The 20,008-nt window shown below is 67.5% G+C and carries 15 protein-coding genes; 5 read left to right on the plus strand and 10 right to left on the minus strand.

Annotated features, from left to right (window positions below):
- Nucleotides 1–26: 26 nt before the first annotated feature.
- From BoBH3_RS06375 to BoBH3_RS06405, 7 genes are all read right to left on the minus strand, one after another.
- Nucleotides 27–713, minus strand: a complete 687-nt coding sequence (locus BoBH3_RS06375; protein WP_262329932.1) for a 6-phosphogluconolactonase — start codon at nt 711–713, stop codon at nt 27–29.
- Entirely contained in the window at nt 713–2,215 is a 1,503-nt protein-coding gene (zwf, locus tag BoBH3_RS06380) for a glucose-6-phosphate dehydrogenase (protein WP_262329933.1), read from the minus strand. The genes BoBH3_RS06375 and zwf overlap by 1 nt, the downstream gene beginning before the upstream one ends.
- Before the next feature lie 199 nt (nt 2,216–2,414).
- Nucleotides 2,415–3,167 carry an ABC transporter ATP-binding protein gene (locus tag BoBH3_RS06385; protein ID WP_262329934.1) on the minus strand — a complete coding sequence of 251 codons (753 nt, stop codon included), beginning with the start codon at nt 3,165–3,167 and terminating at the stop codon, nt 2,415–2,417.
- Nucleotides 3,164–4,036: an ABC transporter ATP-binding protein gene (locus BoBH3_RS06390; protein WP_262329935.1), complete on the minus strand. Its 873-nt coding sequence runs from the start codon at nt 4,034–4,036 to the stop codon at nt 3,164–3,166. The genes BoBH3_RS06385 and BoBH3_RS06390 overlap by 4 nt, the downstream gene beginning before the upstream one ends.
- A 4-nt stretch (nt 4,037–4,040) precedes the next feature.
- Nucleotides 4,041–4,955 (minus strand): nickel transporter permease, encoded by a 915-nt coding sequence (nikC, locus tag BoBH3_RS06395; RefSeq protein ID WP_262329936.1) that lies wholly within the window; start codon nt 4,953–4,955, stop codon nt 4,041–4,043.
- Nucleotides 4,956–4,965: 10 nt separating this feature from the next.
- Nucleotides 4,966–6,009 (minus strand): ABC transporter permease, encoded by a 1,044-nt coding sequence (locus BoBH3_RS06400; RefSeq protein ID WP_262329937.1) that lies wholly within the window; start codon nt 6,007–6,009, stop codon nt 4,966–4,968.
- Between the two features lie 226 nt (nt 6,010–6,235).
- Entirely contained in the window at nt 6,236–7,840 is a 1,605-nt protein-coding gene (locus tag BoBH3_RS06405) for an ABC transporter substrate-binding protein (RefSeq protein WP_465247126.1), read from the minus strand.
- Nucleotides 7,841–8,075: 235 nt separating this feature from the next.
- On the opposite strand from BoBH3_RS06405, the gene BoBH3_RS06410 reads away from it, so the two are divergent.
- From BoBH3_RS06410 to BoBH3_RS06420, 3 genes are all read left to right on the plus strand, one after another.
- A complete protein-coding gene (locus BoBH3_RS06410) occupies nt 8,076–11,480 on the plus strand; it encodes a transglutaminase family protein (RefSeq protein WP_262329939.1) in 3,405 nt (1,134 codons plus the stop codon).
- 76 nt (nt 11,481–11,556) lie between these two features.
- A complete protein-coding gene (locus tag BoBH3_RS06415; protein WP_262329940.1) occupies nt 11,557–14,082 on the plus strand; it encodes a circularly permuted type 2 ATP-grasp protein in 2,526 nt (841 codons plus the stop codon).
- Nucleotides 14,079–14,957: a transglutaminase family protein gene (locus BoBH3_RS06420; protein WP_262329941.1), complete on the plus strand. Its 879-nt coding sequence runs from the start codon at nt 14,079–14,081 to the stop codon at nt 14,955–14,957. Before BoBH3_RS06415 ends, BoBH3_RS06420 begins: the two co-directional genes overlap by 4 nt.
- 4 nt (nt 14,958–14,961) lie before the next feature.
- Here the strand turns inward: BoBH3_RS06420 and BoBH3_RS06425 are convergent, their stop codons facing one another.
- The gene (locus tag BoBH3_RS06425) at nt 14,962–15,327 is read right to left on the minus strand and encodes a winged helix-turn-helix transcriptional regulator (protein ID WP_262329942.1); all 366 of its coding nucleotides are present in this window, start codon (nt 15,325–15,327) and stop codon (nt 14,962–14,964) included.
- A 99-nt stretch (nt 15,328–15,426) separates the two neighbouring features.
- Here BoBH3_RS06425 and BoBH3_RS06430 point away from each other — a divergent pair, with 99 nt between their 5' ends.
- Nucleotides 15,427–16,440 (plus strand): zinc-binding alcohol dehydrogenase family protein, encoded by a 1,014-nt coding sequence (locus BoBH3_RS06430; RefSeq protein ID WP_262329943.1) that lies wholly within the window; start codon nt 15,427–15,429, stop codon nt 16,438–16,440.
- A gap of 59 nt (nt 16,441–16,499) precedes the next feature.
- Here the strand turns inward: BoBH3_RS06430 and BoBH3_RS06435 are convergent, their stop codons facing one another.
- Both BoBH3_RS06435 and BoBH3_RS06440 read right to left on the minus strand, forming a co-directional pair.
- Nucleotides 16,500–17,945, minus strand: coding sequence for an aldehyde dehydrogenase family protein (locus BoBH3_RS06435; protein ID WP_262329944.1), 1,446 nt, complete (start codon nt 17,943–17,945; stop codon nt 16,500–16,502).
- Between the two features lie 114 nt (nt 17,946–18,059).
- Nucleotides 18,060–18,716: a glutathione S-transferase family protein gene (locus tag BoBH3_RS06440; RefSeq protein ID WP_262329945.1), complete on the minus strand. Its 657-nt coding sequence runs from the start codon at nt 18,714–18,716 to the stop codon at nt 18,060–18,062.
- A gap of 66 nt (nt 18,717–18,782) precedes the next feature.
- On the opposite strand from BoBH3_RS06440, the gene BoBH3_RS06445 reads away from it, so the two are divergent.
- Entirely contained in the window at nt 18,783–19,997 is a 1,215-nt protein-coding gene (locus BoBH3_RS06445) for a polyhydroxyalkanoate depolymerase (protein WP_262329946.1), read from the plus strand.
- Nucleotides 19,998–20,008 lie beyond the last annotated feature (11 nt).

Consider the following 20,008-nt stretch of genomic DNA (forward strand, 5'->3'; position numbering starts at 1 on the left):
AGTCGTTTCGAAGAGATCTTCGGGCTCTACTCTTTCGCCCAGTAGACGTCGAGCCCCAGCACGCGGCCGACCAGCAGATCCACTGGCAGCGGCGACACGCGCCCGTCAGCGGCCTTCAGCACCGCCTCCTTGGCGGCGCCGGAGACGAGCAGGCTCGCCCAGCCGGCGCCGATCAGGCGCTCGGGAGAGAGCGACAGACGCGGCGGCAGGCCGGGCGGGCGGGCGACGACGATGCCGCTGTCCGGCACGGCGTCGAAGGCCGCTTCGGCGCCTGGGAAAAGCGAGGCGATGTGCCCATCCGTGCCCATGCCGCTGACCAGCAGGTCGAGCGGCGGCAACTCGGCGAGCCGGGTGCAGAGCACGGCGGCGGCGGCCTCGATGTCGCTGCCATGGCCATGGAAGGAGATGAAGGAGGCGCGCCCATCGGCCAGCGGCGCAAAATGCTCGCGGATCATGCGCTCGTTCGAGGCCACGTCGTCCGGCGCGACGAAACGCTCGTCCGTCGGCATCAGCGTGACCTTGTCCCAGGGCAGATCGGCCCGGCCGAGCGTGGCCAGGAAATGCGCCGGAGTCGTGCCGCCCGGCACGGCGAGAAGCGCCCTCCCCTGCTCAGTTAGAAGCGCCTTCAGCCTGACGGATACGGCTTCCGCCAGCGCCTCGGACGCCTCCGCCAGATTGGCGAAGCGATACCAGGCCAGGGGACCGGCGGCCATCAGACGAGGTCCGGATCGGCCCAGGAGCGGCCATCGCGCTCGATCAGGCCGATCGACTGCGAGGGCCCCCAGCTGCCAGCGGCATAGCGATGGGGCTGCGGCGTGTAGTCCTGCCAGCCGTTGATGATCGGATCGACCCAGGTCCAGGCCTGCTCGACCTCGTCGCGATGCATGAACAGCGTCTGGTCGCCGCGGATCGCATCGGTCAGCAGCCGCTCATAGGCATCCGGCGTGCGCTCGTCGAAGGCAGTGGAATAGCGCAGGTCAAGCTGGCGCGGCACGACCTTGAGCCGGCCGGAGCCCGGCACCTTCATCATGAGCTGGAGCTGGAGGCCATCATTCGGCTGCAGGCGGATGAAGAGGCGGTTCGCGTCGAGCCTGTCGCCGGAGCCATTGCTGAAGATCGAATGAGGCACCGGCTTGAAGGTGACGGCGATCTCGGAATAGCGCTGCGCCATGCGCTTGCCCGTGCGCAGATAGATCGGCACGCCGGCCCAGCGCCAATTGTCGATCTCGCAACGCACTGCGACGAAGGTCTCGGTGTTGCTGCCATGGCCCAGTTCCTCGGCGTAGCCCCTGACCCGCTGGCCGTCGATCTGGCCGGGGCCGTATTGCCCGCGCACGGTGTAGCGCTGGACATCCGGCCCGACGATGGGGCGCAGCGCCTTCAACACCTTGATCTTCTCGTCGCGGACGGCGCCGGCCTCCAGCATGTTCGGCGGCTCGATGGCGAAGAGCGTCAGCAGCTGCATCAGATGGTTCTGCACCATGTCGCGCATATGCCCGGACTTGTCGTAATAGCCGGCGCGTTGCTCGAGACCGACGGTCTCGGCGACGGTGATCTGGACATGGTCGATGTCGCGGCTGGACCAGGAGCGCTCGAACAGCGTGTTGGCGAAGCGCAGGACCAGCAGGTTCTGGACCGTTTCCTTGCCGAGGTAATGGTCGATCCGGTAGGTGCGGCTCTCGGGCAGGATGCGCGCAACGGCATCGTTGATCTGCCGCGCCGAGGCGAGATCGCGGCCAAGCGGCTTCTCCAGGATGACGCGCGAGGTCGGCGTCAGGATATCGGCCTTGGCCAGGTTCTCGCAGATCGGGATGAAGAGGTCCGGCGGGGTTGAAAGATAGAAGGAGCGAACGCGCTCGCTCTCGCCCAAGGCCTGCTTCAGGGCCGCATAGGTCTCGGGCTGGACGGCATCGACCTGCACCGTGGTGAGCCGACGCAGGAAGGTCTCCACCTGATACTCCGGGAGGCCTTCCTCGTGCAGGCGCTTGGCGATCTGCTTCGGCAGCGCCTCGACATCCTCCGGCTTGCGAACGATGCCGAGGATGCGGCTTTCATCAGGCAGGACGCCTTCGCGACTGCGCTGGGCCAGCGCCGGGAAGAGCTTTCGCAGCGCGAGGTCCCCGGCGGCCCCGAAGATCACGAGATCGAACGGCGGAACCGGCGTCCGCTCCGGGATCGTCTCCGGGCGAAGCGCGTTGTCGACAATAGCGTCCATGGACGTGAAACTCCGTGCGGCGGTGCCGGGTCCAATCATGGCGCGCAAATCCCTGCGATTCGATTGCCGACCTCAGACGGAACATGCGTTAGCGCGAGGCTGCGACCAGAGTGAGACGGTTTGCCAGCACTGCAAAGAGGGAATGGCGCAGAGCCGGCTCCCGCCGCGTTCAATCCTCGGTCGGCAATCCCGCAAGCCCTCAGCCCGCCCGCCGGAATCCCTCGCTCGCCGTCAGCAACTGCTGGGCATAGGCCGTCTGCGGTTGGCGAGCCGAAAGCGTGCCGACCGCCATTTCCTCGACGGCGCGGCCGAACTGCATGACGAGCAGGCGCTCGCACATATGGCCGACCACTGCGAGGTCATGGCTGACGAGGATATAGGTGAGCTTTCGCTCGTGCCGCAGTGCCGAAAGCAGGTTCAGCACCTCCGCCTGGATCGAGACATCGAGCGCCGAGGTCGGCTCATCGAGCAGCAGGATCGAGGGCTCGAGCACGAGCGCGCGGGCAATCGCGACGCGCTGGCGCTGGCCGCCGGAAAGCTGGTGTGGAAAGCGGAAGCGGAAGGAGGCCGGCAGGCCGACATCGGAGAGCGTCTTGCCGATGCGTGCCTGCGCGTCGCGGATGCCGTGGATGGCCAGCGGCTCGGCCAAGGCGTCGTCGATCGTCTTCTTGGGGTGGAGCGAGCCGTAAGGGTCCTGGAAGACCATCTGGACGTTGCGGTGGAAGGCCTTGGCGCGGAGCTTGGGCTGTACGGCGCCCTCGATCGCGACTGTGCCGCTCCAGTCCCGGTTGAGGCCGGAGAGGACGCGCAGCACGGTCGATTTGCCTGAGCCCGACTCGCCGACGAGGCCGTAGCTCTCCCCCTGCCCCACGGTGAAGGAGAGGTCCTTCACGACATGGGAATCGCCGAAGGAGACGTTGAGCTTTTCGACGGAGATCGCAGTGTTCGTCATGCCAGCCACGCCGGATCGCGGTTGAGGGTCGGAAGCTTTTCGCGCGGACGGTCGAGGTCCGGCAGGCAGTTCAGCAGGCCGAGCGTATAGGGGTGACGGCGGCTGCGCGCGCTTTCGTCGGCAAGTTCGGCGGCCGGCAGCGTCTCCATCACCTTGCCGCCATACATGACAATGACGCGGTCGCAGAAGGATTGCACCAGATGCAGATCGTGGCTGATGAAGATCAGGCCCATGCCGCGCTGGCTGACGAGATCGTCGAGGATCTTGAGGATCTGGAGCTGGACGGTGACGTCGAGCGCCGAGGTCGGCTCGTCGGCGATCAGGATCTCGGGCTCGGCGATCAGCATCATCGCGATCATGACGCGCTGGCCCATGCCGCCCGAGACCTCGTGCGGATAGAGATCGTAAACGCGCGCCGGCTCGCGGATCTGCACCTGCTCCAGCATGGCGAGGCTGCGCTCGCGCGCCTCGCGGGAGCCGGCCTTGTGGTGGATGCGATAGGCCTCGGCGATCTGGCTGCCCACGGTCTGGACCGGGTTCAGCGAGAATTTCGGGTCCTGCATCACCATCGAGATATGGCGGCCGCGCAGCTTGCGCCGCGCCTTCCTGTCCATCGACATCAGGTCCTGCCCGCGGAAGAGCATGCGGTCGGCACCGACGACGCCGGGATGCGGGATCAGGTCGAGGATGGCGCGGCCGGTCATCGACTTGCCGGAGCCGGATTCGCCGACGATGCCGAGCCGCTCGCGCCCGAGCGTGAAGGACAGGCCACGCACGGCTTGCACGATGCCGGTCGGCGTGTGGAAATCGACCTTCAGGTTGTCGATGTCGAGGAGAGGCGCTTCGGCCTTGTTCGCGAGGGTCTGCATCACCTCACCTCGCATCCATGACGTCGCGCAGTCCGTCGCCCAGCAGGTTGAAGCCGAGCGCGACGACGCAGATCGCGAGCCCCGGGAAGGTCGCGACCCACCACTGATCGAAGATCTGCTCGCGACCGGCCGAGATCATCGCGCCCCATTCCGGGATCGGCGGCTGCGCGCCCAGGCCCAGGAAGCCGAGGCCGGCGGCGGTGAGGATGATGCCCGCCATGTCGAGCGTCGTGCGCACGATCAGCGAGGGCATGCACATTGGCACGACATGCTTCCAGACGATGCGCCCCTGCGAGGCACCCTGAAGCTGGATGGCGGAGATGTAGTCCGCGTTGCGGATGACCATCGTCTCCGCGCGAGCCACGCGCGCGTAGGGCGGCCAGGCCGTGAAGGCGATGGCGATGACGGCGTTCTCCAGCCCCGGCCCCAGCGCCGCGACGAAGGCGAGCGCCAGCACGAGGCGGGGGAAAGCGAGGAAGACGTCCGTGATGCGCATCAGCACGGTGTCGACCCAGCCGCCGAGATAGCCGGCGGCGCAGCCGATCAGCAGGCCGATGGGGCCGACCGTGATGACGACCAGCAGCACGATGACCAGCGTGACCCGCGTGCCGTAGACGACGCGGCTGAAGATGTCGCGCCCGAGCGCGTCGGTGCCGAACAGATGCGCCCAGGACGGCGGCTGCAGGCGCTGCGGCAGATCCTGCACCAGCGGGTCCTGCGAGGCGACGAGCGGCGCTGCGGCCGCAATGAGCAGCAGCGCCACCACGATCACGAGCCCGATCATGGCGGAGGGGTTGCTGCGGAAGGCAAGCCACTGCCGGTAGAACTGGCCGAGCCTGGCCTGCCGGCGCGAGGCCGGCGAGGTGCTCATCAGCCAGTCGCGCCAGCCGCTGCGGTCGGAAACGGAGGTGTCGCTCATGCCATCCTCCTCAGCGCGCGCGGGGATCGGCCAGCCGGCCGATGATGTCGGAGAACAGGTTGACCGCGATGAACACGGCGCCGACGACGAGCGTGCCGCCCAGGACCGCGTTCATGTCGGCGTTGAGCAGCGAGTTCGTGATGTAGCGGCCGAGCCCCGGCCAGGCGAAGATCGTCTCGGTCAGCACCGAGCCTTCGAGCAGGTGCATGTAGGAGAGCGCGATGACGGTGACGAGCGGCACCACCGCATTGCGCAGCGCATGGCCCCAGACGACGCGCCATTCCGGCACGCCCTTAACGCGCGCTGCGATGACGTATTGCTGCTGCAGCTCGTTGATCAGGAAGCTGCGGGTCATGCGGCTGATATAGGCAATCGACAGGATGCCGAGCACCGAGGCCGGCAGGATGAGATGCGAGAAGGCGTCGCGGACGGCGTCCCATTCGCCCTGGAGCGCGGCGTCCAGCATGACGATGCCGGTGATCGGATCGACGAAATCCTGATAGGCGATCGAGAGCCGGCCCGGCCCGGCGACCCAGCCGAGCTTGGCGTAGAACAGCAACAGCCCCATCAGGCCGAGCCAGAAGACCGGGATGGAATAGCCGAGCAGGCCGACGATGCGGGCGACCTGGTCCGGCCAGCGGCCCTGATGCGTGGCGGCGAAGATGCCGAAGGGCACGCCGAAGACAGCGCCGATCAGCGTGCCGAGCGTGGCGAGCTCCAGCGTCGCGGGAAAGACGGTCTTGATATCGTCCGTCACCTTCTGGGCGGTCAGCACCGAGGTGCCGAGATCGCCGGTGAAGACCTTGGCGATATAGATGGCGAACTGCGTCCAGAGCGGCTTGTCGAGGCCCAGATCGAGTCGCGCCTTCTCATAGACATCGGCGGGAGCACGATCGCCCACCACGGCGAGCACCGGATCGATCGGCATCACGCGCGCGATCAGGAAGGTGACGAGGAGCAGCCCGAAGATCGTGATCGCCACGGTGACGAGCTCGCGCCCGACGATCCTACCCCAGCGCGCACTCCGTGCTGCCAAACCCGATGCTGCTGTCATTCAACCGACCGTCATTCTGTGATGCGCCCTGCGGAAATCAGCCCGCTCCCAAGAGCAGCCCGCTGCGGAATACAAGCCCTGCTCCAAGGGCAGCGGCGCGGAAATCCACAGCTCTGGAGCATTTTCACGCGAACCGGCGTCCATTTCGCTTGAAAATGCTCTCGAAACGACGAACCCGCCGCGGCCAGCAAGCGGCAGCGGCGGGTCCTATCAACGCGTGACGCGCTCAGCCCTTGCTGATGGTCCAGTAGAAGTTGGTGTCGGAGCTCGGGCCGATGACCCAGCCCTTGATGTTCTTGCGCTCGGCCGTGACCTCGACCTGCTGGAACATGATGACGAAGGGCGAGACCTTCTGGTGCTCGCGCTGGATGTCGCCATAGACGGCGGCGCGCTTGGCGGCGTCGGACTCCAGCACGTTCGCCTGGGTCTTCTTGGTCATCTCCGGGATGTCCCAGGCATTGCGCCAGGCCAGCGTCTTCGACTTCGCGTCCTCGCCGTTGTTCTCGTTGATGGCGAAGGTCTCGGCATTGGTGTGGGGGTCGAGATAGTCCGGGCCCCACTGGCCGATATAGATGTCATGGGTGCGGGCGCGGTACTTGGTCAGGGTCTGCTTGCCGTCGCCGGGGATCAGCTCGAGCTTGACGCCGGCCTGCCCCCAGGTCGACTGGATGGCCTGGGCGATATCGGTGATCGGGTTCACCGAGCGGGTGTCCATGGTGACGGTGAAGCCGTTGGCGAGCCCCGCCTTCGCGAGCAGTTCCTTGCCCTTGGCGAGATCGAACTTGTAGGGCTTGTCGCCGATCGCGCCGAGGAATCCGTTCGGCAGGAAGGATTCATGGGCCTTGTAGGTGCCCTCGACGATGTTCTTCTCGATCGCGGCATAGTCGACCAGCCACTTCAGCGCCTCGCGCACCTCGGGCTTGGCCAGGTTCGGGTTCTTCTGGTTCAGGCCGAGATAGAGGATGTAGCCCTTGTCGCCCTGGACGATCTCGACGTCCTTATTGTCCTTGACGCTGGCGAGCTGGTCCTTGGAGAGGTTGCGGGCCATATCGACATCGCCCTTCTCCAGCAGCAGGCGCTGGGAGGCCGGCTCGGCGACGTGGCGCACGATGATGCGCTTCGCCTTCGGCGCGCCCTTGTACCAGCTCTCATTGGCGTCCAGCGCATATTGCTCGTTCGGGCGATAGGAGCGGACCTTGTAGGCGCCCGAGCCGGCCGAGTTCAGCTTGAGCCAGGCATTGCCCCAGTCGCCGTCCTTCTCGTTCGCCTTGACGAGCTTGGAGTCGACGACAGCCGCGACGCCGGAGGTCAGGCAGTTCAGGAAGAAGGTCGGTGCGAAGGGCTGCGAGACCGTGATGACGACCGTGTTCGCGTCCGGTGCCTTCACCTTTTCGAGGACAGTGTCCTTGTTCAGGCCGAACTGGGTGAGGATGAAGCCGGGCGACTTGTTCAGCGTCACCGCGCGCTGGATCGAATAGACGACATCGGCCGCGGTCAGGGCGTTGCCGGAGTGGAACTTGACGTTCGGCCGGAGCTTGAAGGTGTAGGTGAGCTGGTCCGGGCTGACGGTCCAGCTTTCGGCGAGTTCGCCGATCAGCTTGTTGCCGTTGGCCAGATCGACGCCGATCAGCTTGTCGTAGACATTGGCGCCGACTTCGACGCCGGAGAACTCGAAGGCCTCGGCCGGATCGAGCGTAATAATGTCGTCGATCTGCTTGGCCATGACGACCGTGTCCTTCGGCGTCTGCGCAAAGACCGCCGTCGTCGTCATCAGGCCGGCAAAGGCCGAAACCGCCATCAACTTGGCTACGTGACGCATCGCATTCCCCATCGTTCATGATCGCGGGTCGTTGGTGCCCGTTGGCGGTTATCTGCAACCCTTCCAAGGCGCCTGTCCAGCCTCCGAAAGTCGATCCGGAGGGCGCTGCACGGCATTGTGCACATTCCTTGGGCAGCAGCGACGGCGGAGTGGCGACGCCGTGCTCCGAAGGTGCCTTGCTAAGGTTCGCCGCCTCGCTAACCTGACGGAGGCGGCGTTTCCGCCGTGCGACCAGGGGGCCGGGCATTTGGCTATCATCGCCGCGCTGAACCACGTCACGCACTACAGCTACGACAGGCCGGTCACGCTCGGGCCGCAGATCATCCGCCTCCGGCCGGCCCCGCATTGCCGCGCGGCGATCCAGAGCTACTCGCTGAAGGTGACGCCGGCGCAGCACTTCGTGAACTGGCAGCAGGACCCGGCCGGCAACTGGCTGGCGCGCTTCGTTTTTCCCGAGCCGGTGACGGAGTTCCGCATCGAGGTCGATGTCGTCACCGAGCTCTCGATCATCAACCCGTTCGACTTCTTCGTGGAGACGGAGGCCGAGAGCTTCCCCTTCGCCTATGCGCCGGAGCTGCGCGCGGAGCTCGCGCCCTATCTTGTCACCGAGCCTGCCGGGCCATTGTTGCAGAGCCTCCTCGCCAGGCTGCCGCGTGAGGCCCCCAATACGGTGAACTTCATCGTCGATCTCAATGCGCAGCTGCAGCGGATGATCGCCTATGGCATCCGCATGGAGCCCGGCGTGCAGGAGCCGGAGCATACGCTCTCGGTCGGCTCGGGCTCATGCCGCGACTCGAGCTGGCTGCTTGTCCAGATCCTGCGCCATCTCGGCCTCGCGGCCCGCTTCGTCTCCGGCTACCTGATCCAGATGAAGGCGGATATCGACCCGCTGGAGGGGCCGCGCGGCACGGACAAGGACTTCACCGACCTGCATGCCTGGGCCGAGGTCTACATCCCCGGCGCAGGCTGGATCGGGCTCGATCCGACCTCGGGGCTTCTCACCGGCGAAGGGCATCTGCCGCTGGCGGCGACGGCACATTATCGCGCGGCCGCCCCGGTTTCGGGCGTGGCGAGCTATGCCGAGACAACCTTCGACTTCCATATGAGCGTGACGCGCGTCCATGAGGTGCCGCGCATCACGCTGCCCTTCTCCGACGAATCCTGGGCCGAGCTCGATGCGCTGGGCGGCAAGGTCGAGGCCGAGCTGAAGGCGCAGGATGTGCGCCTGACCATGGGCGGCGAGCCGACCTTCGTCTCGATCGACGACCAGACGGGCGAGGAATGGAACATCGACGCCGTCGGCCCGACCAAGCGCCAGCGCGCCGACGTGCTGATCCGGCGGCTGCGCGAGCGCTTCGCGCCGGGCGGGATGCTGCATTACGGCCAGGGCAAATGGTATCCGGGCGAGAGCCTGCCGCGCTGGGCCTTCGCGCTCTACTGGCGCCAGGACGGGCAGCCGATCTGGCGCAATGCCGATCTGATCGCCCGCGAGCCCGGCGCGCAGACGGGCGGCGACCGCGAGCTGGAGACGGGTGCCTCGATCCGCGAAGCCGAGGCACTGGCAGCCGGACTGTCCGAGAGGCTCGGCCTCGGCGCCGATTATGTGCTGCCGGCCTATGAGGACACCGGCCACTGGCTCCTCAAGGAGGCGCAGCTTCCCGACAATGTCGACCCGCTCGATTCCCGCCTCTCCGACCCGGAGGAGCGGGCGCGGATGGCGCGCGTCTTCGAGCTCGGGCTCGGCAACCCGCGCGGCTATGTCATCCCCGTGCAGCGCTGGCAGGCGGCGGCGGAGGACCGGCGCTGGCGCTCGGAGAAATGGCGCCTGCGCCGCGGCAAGCTCTTCCTCGTGCCGGGCGACTCGCCGGTCGGCTATCGCCTGCCGCTGAACGCGCTGCCCGTCGTCCCCAAGGCGGAGTATCCGCATATCCACCCGCAGGACCCGATGGAGCCGAGGCCGGCGCTGCCGCCGGCAGGGCCGGCCGGGGCAAGCTGGGGCGCGCATCCCGAAGCCTGGCACGGCCCCGCCGCCCCCGCCGCTGCCGCAGCGAGTACCGATGGGCGCCCCGCCGCGCCGCAGAGGTCGATCGGCGCGCAGGCTGCCGGGCCGGTGCAGGACCGACGGGAGCAGGAGATCGGCGGCGAGCATGTGCGCACCGCGCTCAGCCTCGAAATCCGCGACAACGTGCTCTGCGTCTTCCTACCGCCGGTCGAGCAGCTGGAGGATTACCTGGACCTCGTCGCCTCGGTCGAGTCGGTTGCCGAGGAGATGGGCCAGCCCGTTCACATCGAGGGCTACCCTCCCCCGTTCGACCCCCGGCTCAACGTCATCAAGGTGACGCCCGATCCCGGCGTCATCGAGGTCAACATCCATCCGGCGAAGGACTGGCGCGAGGCGGTCGAAATCACCCGCGGCGTCTATGAGGAGGCGCGGCTGACGCGGCTCTGTGCCGAGAAGTTCATGGTCGACGGGCGCCACACCGGCACGGGCGGCGGCAACCATGTCGTGCTCGGCGGGGTGACGCCGGCGGACTCGCCCTTCCTGCGCCGGCCGGATCTGCTCAAGAGCATCGTGCTCTACTGGAACCGGCACCCCGCGCTGTCCTACCTCTTCTCCGGCCTCTTCATCGGCCCGACCAGCCAGGCACCCCGCATCGACGAGGCCCGGCAGGACCAGCTCTACGAGCTGGAGATCGCACTCTCCCACGTGCCGAAGCCGGGCGAGGCGCCGGCCCCGCTCTGGCTGGTGGACCGGCTGTTCCGCAACCTGCTTGTCGACGTCTCCGGCAATACGCACCGCACCGAGATCTGCATCGACAAGCTGTATTCACCGGACGGGCCGACCGGACGGCTGGGGTTGATCGAGTTCCGCGGCTTCGAGATGCCGCCGGATGCGCGCATGTCGCTGGCGCAGCAGCTTCTCCTGCGCGCGCTCATCGCCTGGTTCTGGCGCGAGCCGCAGGAAGGCAAGTTGGTCAGATGGGGCACGGCGCTGCATGACCGCTTCATGCTGCCCGAGATGGTCTGGCGCGACTTCCAGGACGTGCTCGCGGACCTCAAGCGCGCCGGCTATGCCTTCGATCCGGTCTGGTTCGAGGCGCAGGCGGAGTTCCGCTTCCCCTTCTTCGGCAAGGTGACCCATGGCGGCGTCGAGATCGAGATCAGGCAGGCGCTGGAGCCCTGGCATGTGATGGGCGAGGAAGGCGCGATCGGCGGCACGGTGCGCTATGTCGATTCCTCGGTCGAGCGGCTGCAGGTGAAGGCGACGGGCTTCGTGCCGGGCCGACATCTGATCACCTGCAACGGGCGGCGCCTGCCGATGAGCGAGACCGGCGTGCCGGGCGAGGCGGTGGCCGCCGTGCGCTTCAAGGCCTGGCAGCCGGCCTCGGGCCTGCACCCCACCATCCCGGTGCATGCGCCGCTGACCTTCGACATCGTCGACACCTGGGTCGGCCGCTCGCTGGGCGGCTGCGTCTACCATGTCGCCCACCCCGGGGGTCGCAATTACGAGACACCCCCGGTCAATTCCTATGAGGCGGAGGCCAGACGGCTCGCGCGTTTCGAGTCGATCGGTCATAGTCCCGGCGCTCTGGCGATTCCGCCGGAGGAACGCAGCGCCGAATTCCCGCTCACGCTGGATCTGAGGCGCTAGATCTGGTTGGCGCGCATTCTGTCCGCTCGGCTGTTCGAGCCAGACGGACAGCGCGTTCGGGAGTCTCGAAGGACACATGGCTGTCGAAAGCCGCACCCGGTCTGGGGGACGCAGCAGGACGGAGCGGCGCGCGGCGCTGCTTGCCGGCTATCGCCCGCTGCCCGGCGTCTTCGACGAGTTTCTCGACGAGGCCGGCGCCGTGCGCCCGCATTGGGAGCCGTTCCTGGCTGGATGGTGCGCGCTGACGCCGTCCGAGCTCTCCCAGCGCTTCGGGCTGGCCGATCGGCATGTCCGCGACACCGGCGTATCCTACCGCGTCCATGGCGATATCGACGAGCGCGACCCCGGTGTCGGCGAGCGCCCCTGGCCGCTCTCGCATGTGCCGCTCGTCATTCCCGAGAGCGAGTGGGAGGTGATCGCGGCCGGCGTCACCCAGCGCGCGGAACTCCTGTCGCGGCTGCTCGACGACATCTACGGGCCGGGCGAGTTGATCGCGAGCGGCCTCGTTCCGGCCGCCGTGGTCACGGGCAGCCCGGATTATCTGCGCCCGGTGCAGGGAACGCCCGGCGGCGGGTCGCTACAACTCTACGCCGCCGATCTCGGCCGCGGCCCGGACGGGCGCTGGTGGGTGCTGCAGGACCGGACGCAGGCGCCCTCCGGCACCGGCTACGCGCTGGAGAACCGGCTGGCGCTGGCGCGCGCCTTCCCGGACATGTTCCGCAGCATGAACATCGAGCGGCTGGCGGCCTTCTTCCAGGGTTTCCGCGCCGGGCTCGTGCAGCATTCGAAGCGGATCGAGCCGCGCATCGCCCTGCTGACGCCGGGCCCGATGAACGAGAGCTATTTCGAGCAGGCCTATCTCGCGCGCTATCTCGGCTTCCTGCTGGTCGAGGGCGGCGATTTGCTGATGCGCGACGGGCGCGTGCATGTGCGCACCATCGCGGGCCTGAAGCGCGCCGATGTGATCTGGCGTCGCATCGATGGCGATTTCGCCGATCCGCTCGAACTGAATGCCCGATCGGCACTCGGCGTGGCCGGGCTGGTCGAGGCCGTGCGTCGCGGCAATGTCCATGTCGCCAACGGGCTCGGCTCCGGCGTCGTCGAGGCGCGCGCGCTGATGGGCTTCATGCCCGCCATCGCCCGGCAGCTCACCGGCGAAGAGCTGATCCTGCCCAATATCGCGACATGGTGGTGCGGCCAGCCTCATGAACGGCAGACGGTGCTCGACCGCCTCTCCGAGATGAGCGTGGCGCCCGCCTTCCGCAGCACCGCAGGCGGGTCCGATAACGCCCCGATGCTCGCCGGCGAGCTCTCGCCGGCCAACCGCGAGGCGCTGCGCGGGCTGATCGAGGCGCAGGGACGCGACTATGTCGGGCAGGAGGTGGTGCGGCTGTCGACCATGCCCGTTTTCCAGAACGGCCGGCTGGAACCACATCCGATGACGCTGCGCGTCTTTGCCGCCCATACGCCGGATGGCTGGAAGGTGATGCCCGGCGGTTTCTGCCGGATCTCGGACGAGCCGGATGCGCGCGCGGTCAACATGCGCAACGGCGTGCGCTCCAGCGACGTCTGGGTGACGTCGAGCGAGCCGGTTGCGCAGGTGACGCTGCTCCCGACGCCCGACCGCATCAGCATCCGTCGCATCACCGGAACGCTGCCGAGCCGCGCCGCAGACAACCTGTTCTGGCTCGGGCGCTATCTGGAGCGCGGCGAGGCGACGCTGCGCCTGGTGCGCGCCCTGCTCGGCCGGCTGATCGATGCCGACCCCGCGCCCGGCCGTAACGACACGGTGCGCCAGCTCGCCGGCATGCTCGTCGCCTGGGGCGGCGCCCCCGGCGGGCAGGAGAAGCGGACACCGGCGGCACAGGCCTATGCGGCGCTCTACAGCCTCGACGATTACGGCTCCGCCGCCGCATCCATCCGCGAGGCGCGGCGCACGGCCTCGGTGATCCGCGAGCGCCTTTCGGTCGATGCCTGGCGGATCTTCAGCGATCTGCAGCGGCAGCTCCTGCCGGAAGACGGCCGCAAGCCGAGCGAGGGCGAGACCTTTGAGATCGCGGATCGGGCGCTGAAATCGCTCGCCGCCTTCTCGGGCCTCAGCCAGGAGAACATGGTGCGCGGCCCGGGCTGGCGCTTCCTCGACATCGGCCGGCGGATGGAGCGGGGCATCGCGACCTGCCGCTTCGCGCGGCAGTTCGCCGACAGCCACGCATCGGGCGACAGCCTCGACGCGCTGCTCGACCTGACGGATTCGCAGATCAGCTATCGCTCCCGCTACCTGCTGGGCGCTAGCCTGCAGCCTGTGCTCGATCTCGTGATGCTCGACCCCTACAATCCGCGCTCGGTCGCGTTCCAGATCGAGCGGCTCGATGCCGAGATCGCCGCCCTGCCGACGCTGACCGATGACGGCATGCTGGAAGACCCGCGTCGGCTGGTGCTCAGGCTCGCCGCCGATTGCCGCACCACGGAGGCCGGCCGGCTCGACCGCGCCAGCATCCTGCTGTTCGAGCAATTACTGATGGGCCTCTCCAGCGCCATCGCCGACCGCTACTTCCTGCAGAACAGCGATCCGCAAAACACGCGGCTGACGAGCATCGCGTGATCTACGAGCTGCGCCATCTCACCACCTACGGCTACAGCCGCTCGGTGCCCTTCGCCCGCTGCATCCTGCGGCTGCTGCCGCGCAGCGGCGTCGGCCAGGACGTGCAGAAGAGCGAACTGCTGATCACCCCGCGCCCGGCCGAACGCAGCGACGGAATCTGCTTCTTCGGCAACCGGATGACGACCATCACCATCACCAAGCCGCATCGCGAGCTGAAGGTGGAGATGCGGGCGCGCATCGAGGTGAATCGCCCGGCCCCGCCGCACCCGGCCCTGACCAGAGGCTGGGAGGAGGTGGCGCGGCTCGCGCTGGGTTCGACCAGCCTCGCCCCGGATTCGCCGACGCATCATCTTTATCCGAGCCGGCTCGTGCCGCATGTGCAGGGCGTGGTCGAGTATGCCCGCACGTCCTTCACCCCCGGCCGGCCGGTGCTGGAGGCGGCGAGCGAGCTGATGGCGCGCATCCGCCGCGACTTCACCTACGATCCCGAGGCGACGGAGGTGACGACGCCGCTGGCCGAGGCCTTCGCGGCGCGACACGGCGTCTGCCAGGACTTCGCCCACATCATGATCGCCGGACTGCGTGGTCTTGGCCTGCCGGGCGCCTATGTCTCCGGCTATATCCGCACCATCCCGCCTCCCGGCGAGAAGCGGCTCGAGGGCGCCGATGCCAGCCATGCCTGGGTGATGCTGTGGTGCGGGCCGGACACAGGCTGGGTCGGGCTCGACCCGACCAACGACCTGATCGTCGCCGACGACCACATCGTCACCGCCTTCGGCCGCGACTATGCCGATGTCGCCCCGCTCGACGGCGTGGTGATAGGCCCCGGCACGCAGAAGGTCGGCGTCGCAGTCGACGTGATCCCGGTCGGCTGAGCGCTCAGGCCGCCGCTTCCGACGCAGCAGCGGAAACGGACGTGCGGGCGTGCTGCTCGCCCCAGGCCTTCAACGCCATGATGACCGGCTCAAGAGTGCGGCCCTTCGCGGAGAGGCTGTATTCGACGCGCGGCGGCACTTCCGGATAAACGACGCGCAGGATCAGCCCGTCCGCCTCCAGCTCACGCAGCTGTGTGGTCAGCATGCGCTGGGTCACGCCCGGAATGCGCCGGCGCAGCTCGCTGAAGCGCAGCGTGCCTCCCGTCAGGTGATAGAGCGCGATGCCCTTCCACTTGCCGCCGATCAGGCCGAGCGCGGCCTCGACGGGGCAGCCGGCCGAGCAATAGGGCTCCTGAAAACGCGGCGGCATGTCGGTATCCTTTTTGACACTATAGGCTGGATTTGTGCGTTCTTGCGCCTTTCGAGAGTTATGCGCATCTCCGCTCCACCGCAATGCAGGAGAGACGCCATGCGCGCCGTCGGATACCGCCAGTCGCAGCCCATCGCTGCCGAGACCAGCCTGATCGACCTGGAACTGCCCGAGCCTGTCCCGGCCGGGCACGACCTGCTCGTCGAGGTCAAGGCCGTCTCGGTCAACCCTGTCGACACCAAGGTGCGCATGCGCGCCCAGCCCGCCGAGGGGCAGGCCAATGTGCTCGGCTGGGATGCGGCCGGCGTGGTCAAGGCCGTCGGGCCGCAGGCGAAAGGCTTCAAGCCGGGCGACGAGGTCTTCTACGCCGGCGCCATCGACCGCCCCGGCTCCAATGCCCAGTTCCATCTCGTCGATGAGCGCATCGTCGGCCCCAAGCCGAAGAGCCTCGGCTTTGCGGAAGCGGCGGCGCTGCCCCTGACCTCCATCACCGCCTGGGAAATGCTGTTCGACCGGCTCGACATCCGCAGGCCCGTGCCGGGCGCGGCCCCTGCCCTGCTGATCATCGGCGGCGCCGGCGGCGTCGGCTCGGTCGCCATCCAGCTCGCACGCAGGCTGACCGACGTGACGGTGATCGCGACGGCCTCGCGGCCGGAGACAGCGGCCTGGGCGAAGGAACTCGGCGCCCATCATGTCGTCGACCATACCAAGCCGCTGCCCGAGCAGGTCACGGCGCTCGGCATCGGCGCGCCCGCCTTCGTCTTCTCGACGACGCATTCCGACACGCATCTGGCGGGCATCGTCGAGCTCATGGCACCGCAGGGGCGTTTCGGGCTGATCGACGACCCGCAGACGCTCGACGCCAACCCGCTGAAGCGCAAGAGCCTGTCCCTGCACTGGGAGCTGATGTTCACCCGCTCGCTGTTCCAGACGGCCGATATCGCCGAACAGGGCAAGCTGCTGACCGAGGTGTCAAAGCTCGTCGACGCCGGCACGGTGAAAACGACGCTCGCCGAGCATTTCGGCACGATCAACGCCGAGAACCTGAAGCGCGCCCATGCCCTGATCGAGAGCAACCGCGCCAAGGGCAAGATCGTGCTCGAAGGCTTCTGACATGAAAAGGGCCGCGCCTTTCGGCGCGGCCCTTCCCTATTCCACGGCGATGCCGCCGATCAGGCCAGCGTGTAGGCCGTCTTGACCGTGGTGTAGAACTCCTTGGCGTAGGCGCCCTGCTCGCGCGAGCCGTAGCTGGAGCCCTTCCGGCCGCCGAACGGCACATGGTAGTCGACGCCGGCCGTCGGCAGGTTGACCATCACCATGCCGGCCTCGCTGTTGCGCTTGAAGTGCGTCGCATACTTCAGCGAGGTGGTGCAGATGCCGGACGACAGACCAAACTCGGTGTCGTTGGCGACGGCGAGCGCCTCCTCGTAGTCCTTCACGCGGATGATGTTGGCGACCGGGCCGAAGACCTCCTCACGCGAGATGCGCATGGCGTTGGTCGTCTCGGTGAAGAGCGCCGGCTGCAGATAGAAGCCGGGGGTCTCGCGCTTCAGCAGTTCACCGCCGAAGGCGAGCTTGCCGCCCTCGTCCTTGGCGATCTGGATGTATTTCAGGTCCTGGTCGAGCTGGCTCTGGTCGACGACGGGGCCGATATGGGTGCCAGCCTTCAGCGCGTCGTCGACGACGACGCCCTTCAGGCGCTCGATGCAGGCCTCGACGAACTTGTCGTGGATGCCGGCCTGCACGATCAGGCGCGAGGACGCCGTGCAGCGCTGGCCGGTGGAGAAGAACGCACCGTTGACCGCGACCTCGACCGCCGTCTTGAGGTCGGCGTCGTCCAGCACCACGAGCGGGTTCTTGCCGCCCATCTCGAGCTGGACCTTCTTCATCGGGTTGGACGCGATGCAGGCGGCCGCCACCTTGCGGCCGGTCGCGACCGAGCCGGTGAAGGAGATGGCGTGGACGTCCTTGTGCTCCAGCAGCGCCTGGCCGACGACCGAGCCGCGGCCCATGACGAGGTTGAGCACGCCCTTGGGCAGGCCGGCGCGCTGGATGATGTCGACCAGCGCCCAGGCCGAGCCCGGCACGAGATCGGCCGGCTTGATGACGACGCAGTTGCCCCAGGCGAGCGCCGGCGCGATCTTCCACGCCGGGATCGCGATCGGAAAGTTCCAGGGCGTGATCATGCCCACGATGCCGACCGCCTCACGCGTGATCTCGACGCCGACGCCCGGACGCACGGAGGGGACCATCTCGCCGCCGGTGCGCAGGCATTCGCCAGCGAAGAAAGCGAAGACTTGTCCGGCGCGGGTCGCCTCGCCGATGCCCTCGGGAAGGGTCTTGCCCTCCTCGCGCGAGAGCAGCTTGCCGAGCTCTTCCTTGCGGGCAAGAATCTCGTCGGAGGCCTTCTTCAGGATGTCGTAGCGCTCCTGCGGCGTGGAGCGGCTCCAGGCCGGGAACGCGGCCTTGGCGGCGGCGACCGCGTTGTTCAGATCCTCGACCGTGCCCTGCGAGTACTCGCCGACGACATCGTTGGTGTTGGAGGGGTTGATGTTGCGCGAGGCGTTGCCCGCACCGGCCCATTCGCCGGCGATCAGATTCTTGAAGGGCGCGTTCATCTGTTTCTCTCCCACGACACTGAAAACTTCGCGCGCGGTGTTACCCTTTTTGGCAGCCGAAGGCCAATGCGCCGAAGACGGCCGCCCATCCCCGAACCGCAGACCGCGCAGGCACTAAAATTCCGCGTCGAGTTCCTCGAGTTCCTCGGGCTCGGCCTTCGCCGCCTCGATCCAGCTCCTGAGGGCCGGCCATTGCGCGATGGCGTGGCAATACTCCCGGCTCGCCGGGTCGAGCGCCACGTCATAGGTCAGGAAGCGCAGGCAGACCGGCGCATACATCGCATCCGCCATGGTCAGGGTCTCGCCGAAGAGATAGGGCCCGCCATAGCTCTCGAGGCATTCGCGCCAGATCTCAGTGACGCGGTCGATGTCGGCCTGGGCGCCGGCCCAGACCTTGAAGCCGGGGTAATGCGCCTTGAGGTTCATCGGCAGGGCCGAGCGCAGATTGGCGAAGCCGGAATGCATCTCGCCGCTGATGGCGCGGCAATGCGCCCGCGCCTTGCGCTCCGCCGGCAGGAGCCCCGCCTCAGGCGCGATCTCGTCGAGATAGCCGGCGATGGCGAGCGTATCCCAGACCTTGACGTCGCCATGGAACAGGCAAGGCACGAGGAAGGACGGCGAGAGCAGCAGGAGCTCGGCGCGTGTCGAGGGGTCGTCGGCCGAGAGCATGCGCTCCTCGATCTCCAGCCCCGCCATCTTGCACAGCAGCCAGCCGCGCAAGGACCAGGAGGAGTAGTTCCGGCTGCTGATCGTCAAGGTCGCCGTCGTCATGGCCTGCTTCCTGGGGCGCGATGGCACGATCCTAGCAAGAGACGTTCCATTACAGGGTCTGGACCCATGATGTACCTTGCCTATCAGGCCCAATCGGACCTCATCAATCCGGCGCGGATGCTGGCGCAGGCGGCGCTGGCCACGCTCGGCGCAAAGGCCCTGTCGGGGGAGCCGGTTTCACTGCGCGCAGCCGCTGCGGCCTATGAGATGGTGACGCGGGCGGGCATCAGCCATGAGCGGCCGCCCTACAGGATATTCAGCGTGCGCGACGGCAACCGCGAGGTGGCTGTCACCGAGGAGGTGGCGCTCGCCCTGCCCTTCGGCAGCCTGCTGAGGTTCCGCAAGGATGTGGCGGCGGAGCAGGCCAAGGTGCTGGTCGTCGCGCCGATGTCCGGCCATTTCGCGACGCTGCTGCGCAACACGGTGGCGACGCTGCTGCAGGACCACGACGTCTACATCACCGACTGGCACAATGCCCGCGACGTGCCGCTTTCAGACGGCGCCTTCGGCTATGACGACTATGTCGACACGCTGATCCGCTTCATCGAGGAGCTGGGACCGGACACGCATGTCGTCGCCGTCTGCCAGCCCTGCGTGCAGGTGCTTACCGCGGCGGCGGTGATGGCCCAGGCGGGCAACCCGGCCCAGCCGCGCAGCATGACTCTGATGGCCGGGCCGGTCGACACGCGCATCAACCCGACGACGGTCAACAAGCTGGCGACCGAGCGGCCGATCGAATGGTTCCGCAAGAACCTGATCGCGACCGTGCCGGCGCGCCATGCCGGGGCGGGCCGCAGGGTCTATCCCGGCTTCGTGCAGCTCGGCGCCTTCATGGCGATGAATATGGGCCGGCACCTCAACGCCCATATCGACATGTTCACACATCTGGCCACAGGCGCCAGCGAGGAAGCCGAGAAGATCAAGACCTTCTACGACGAGTATTTCGCGGTGCTGGACCTGCCGGCCGAGTTCTATCTCGAGACGGTGCAGTGGATCTTCCAGGAGGCAAGGCTGGCGGCGGGCACGCTGAGCTACCGCGGCGAAAAGGTCGATTGCCGGGCGATCCGCAAGACATCGCTCCTGACCGTCGAGGGCGAGCGCGACGACATCTGCTCGCTCGGCCAGACGGCCTCCGCCCATGATCTGTGCTCGGGCCTCAAGCCGTTCCGGAAGCGCCACCACATGCAGGCCGGCGTCGGCCATTACGGCGTGTTCTCGGGGCGGAAATGGGAAGGGCAGATCTACCCGATCGTCCGCAACATGATCGTTGCGAGCAGCTAGATCGCCGCGTG

The organism is Allobosea sp. BH3 (assembly GCF_025499465.1).
GTDB lineage: Bacteria > Pseudomonadota > Alphaproteobacteria > Rhizobiales > Beijerinckiaceae > Allobosea.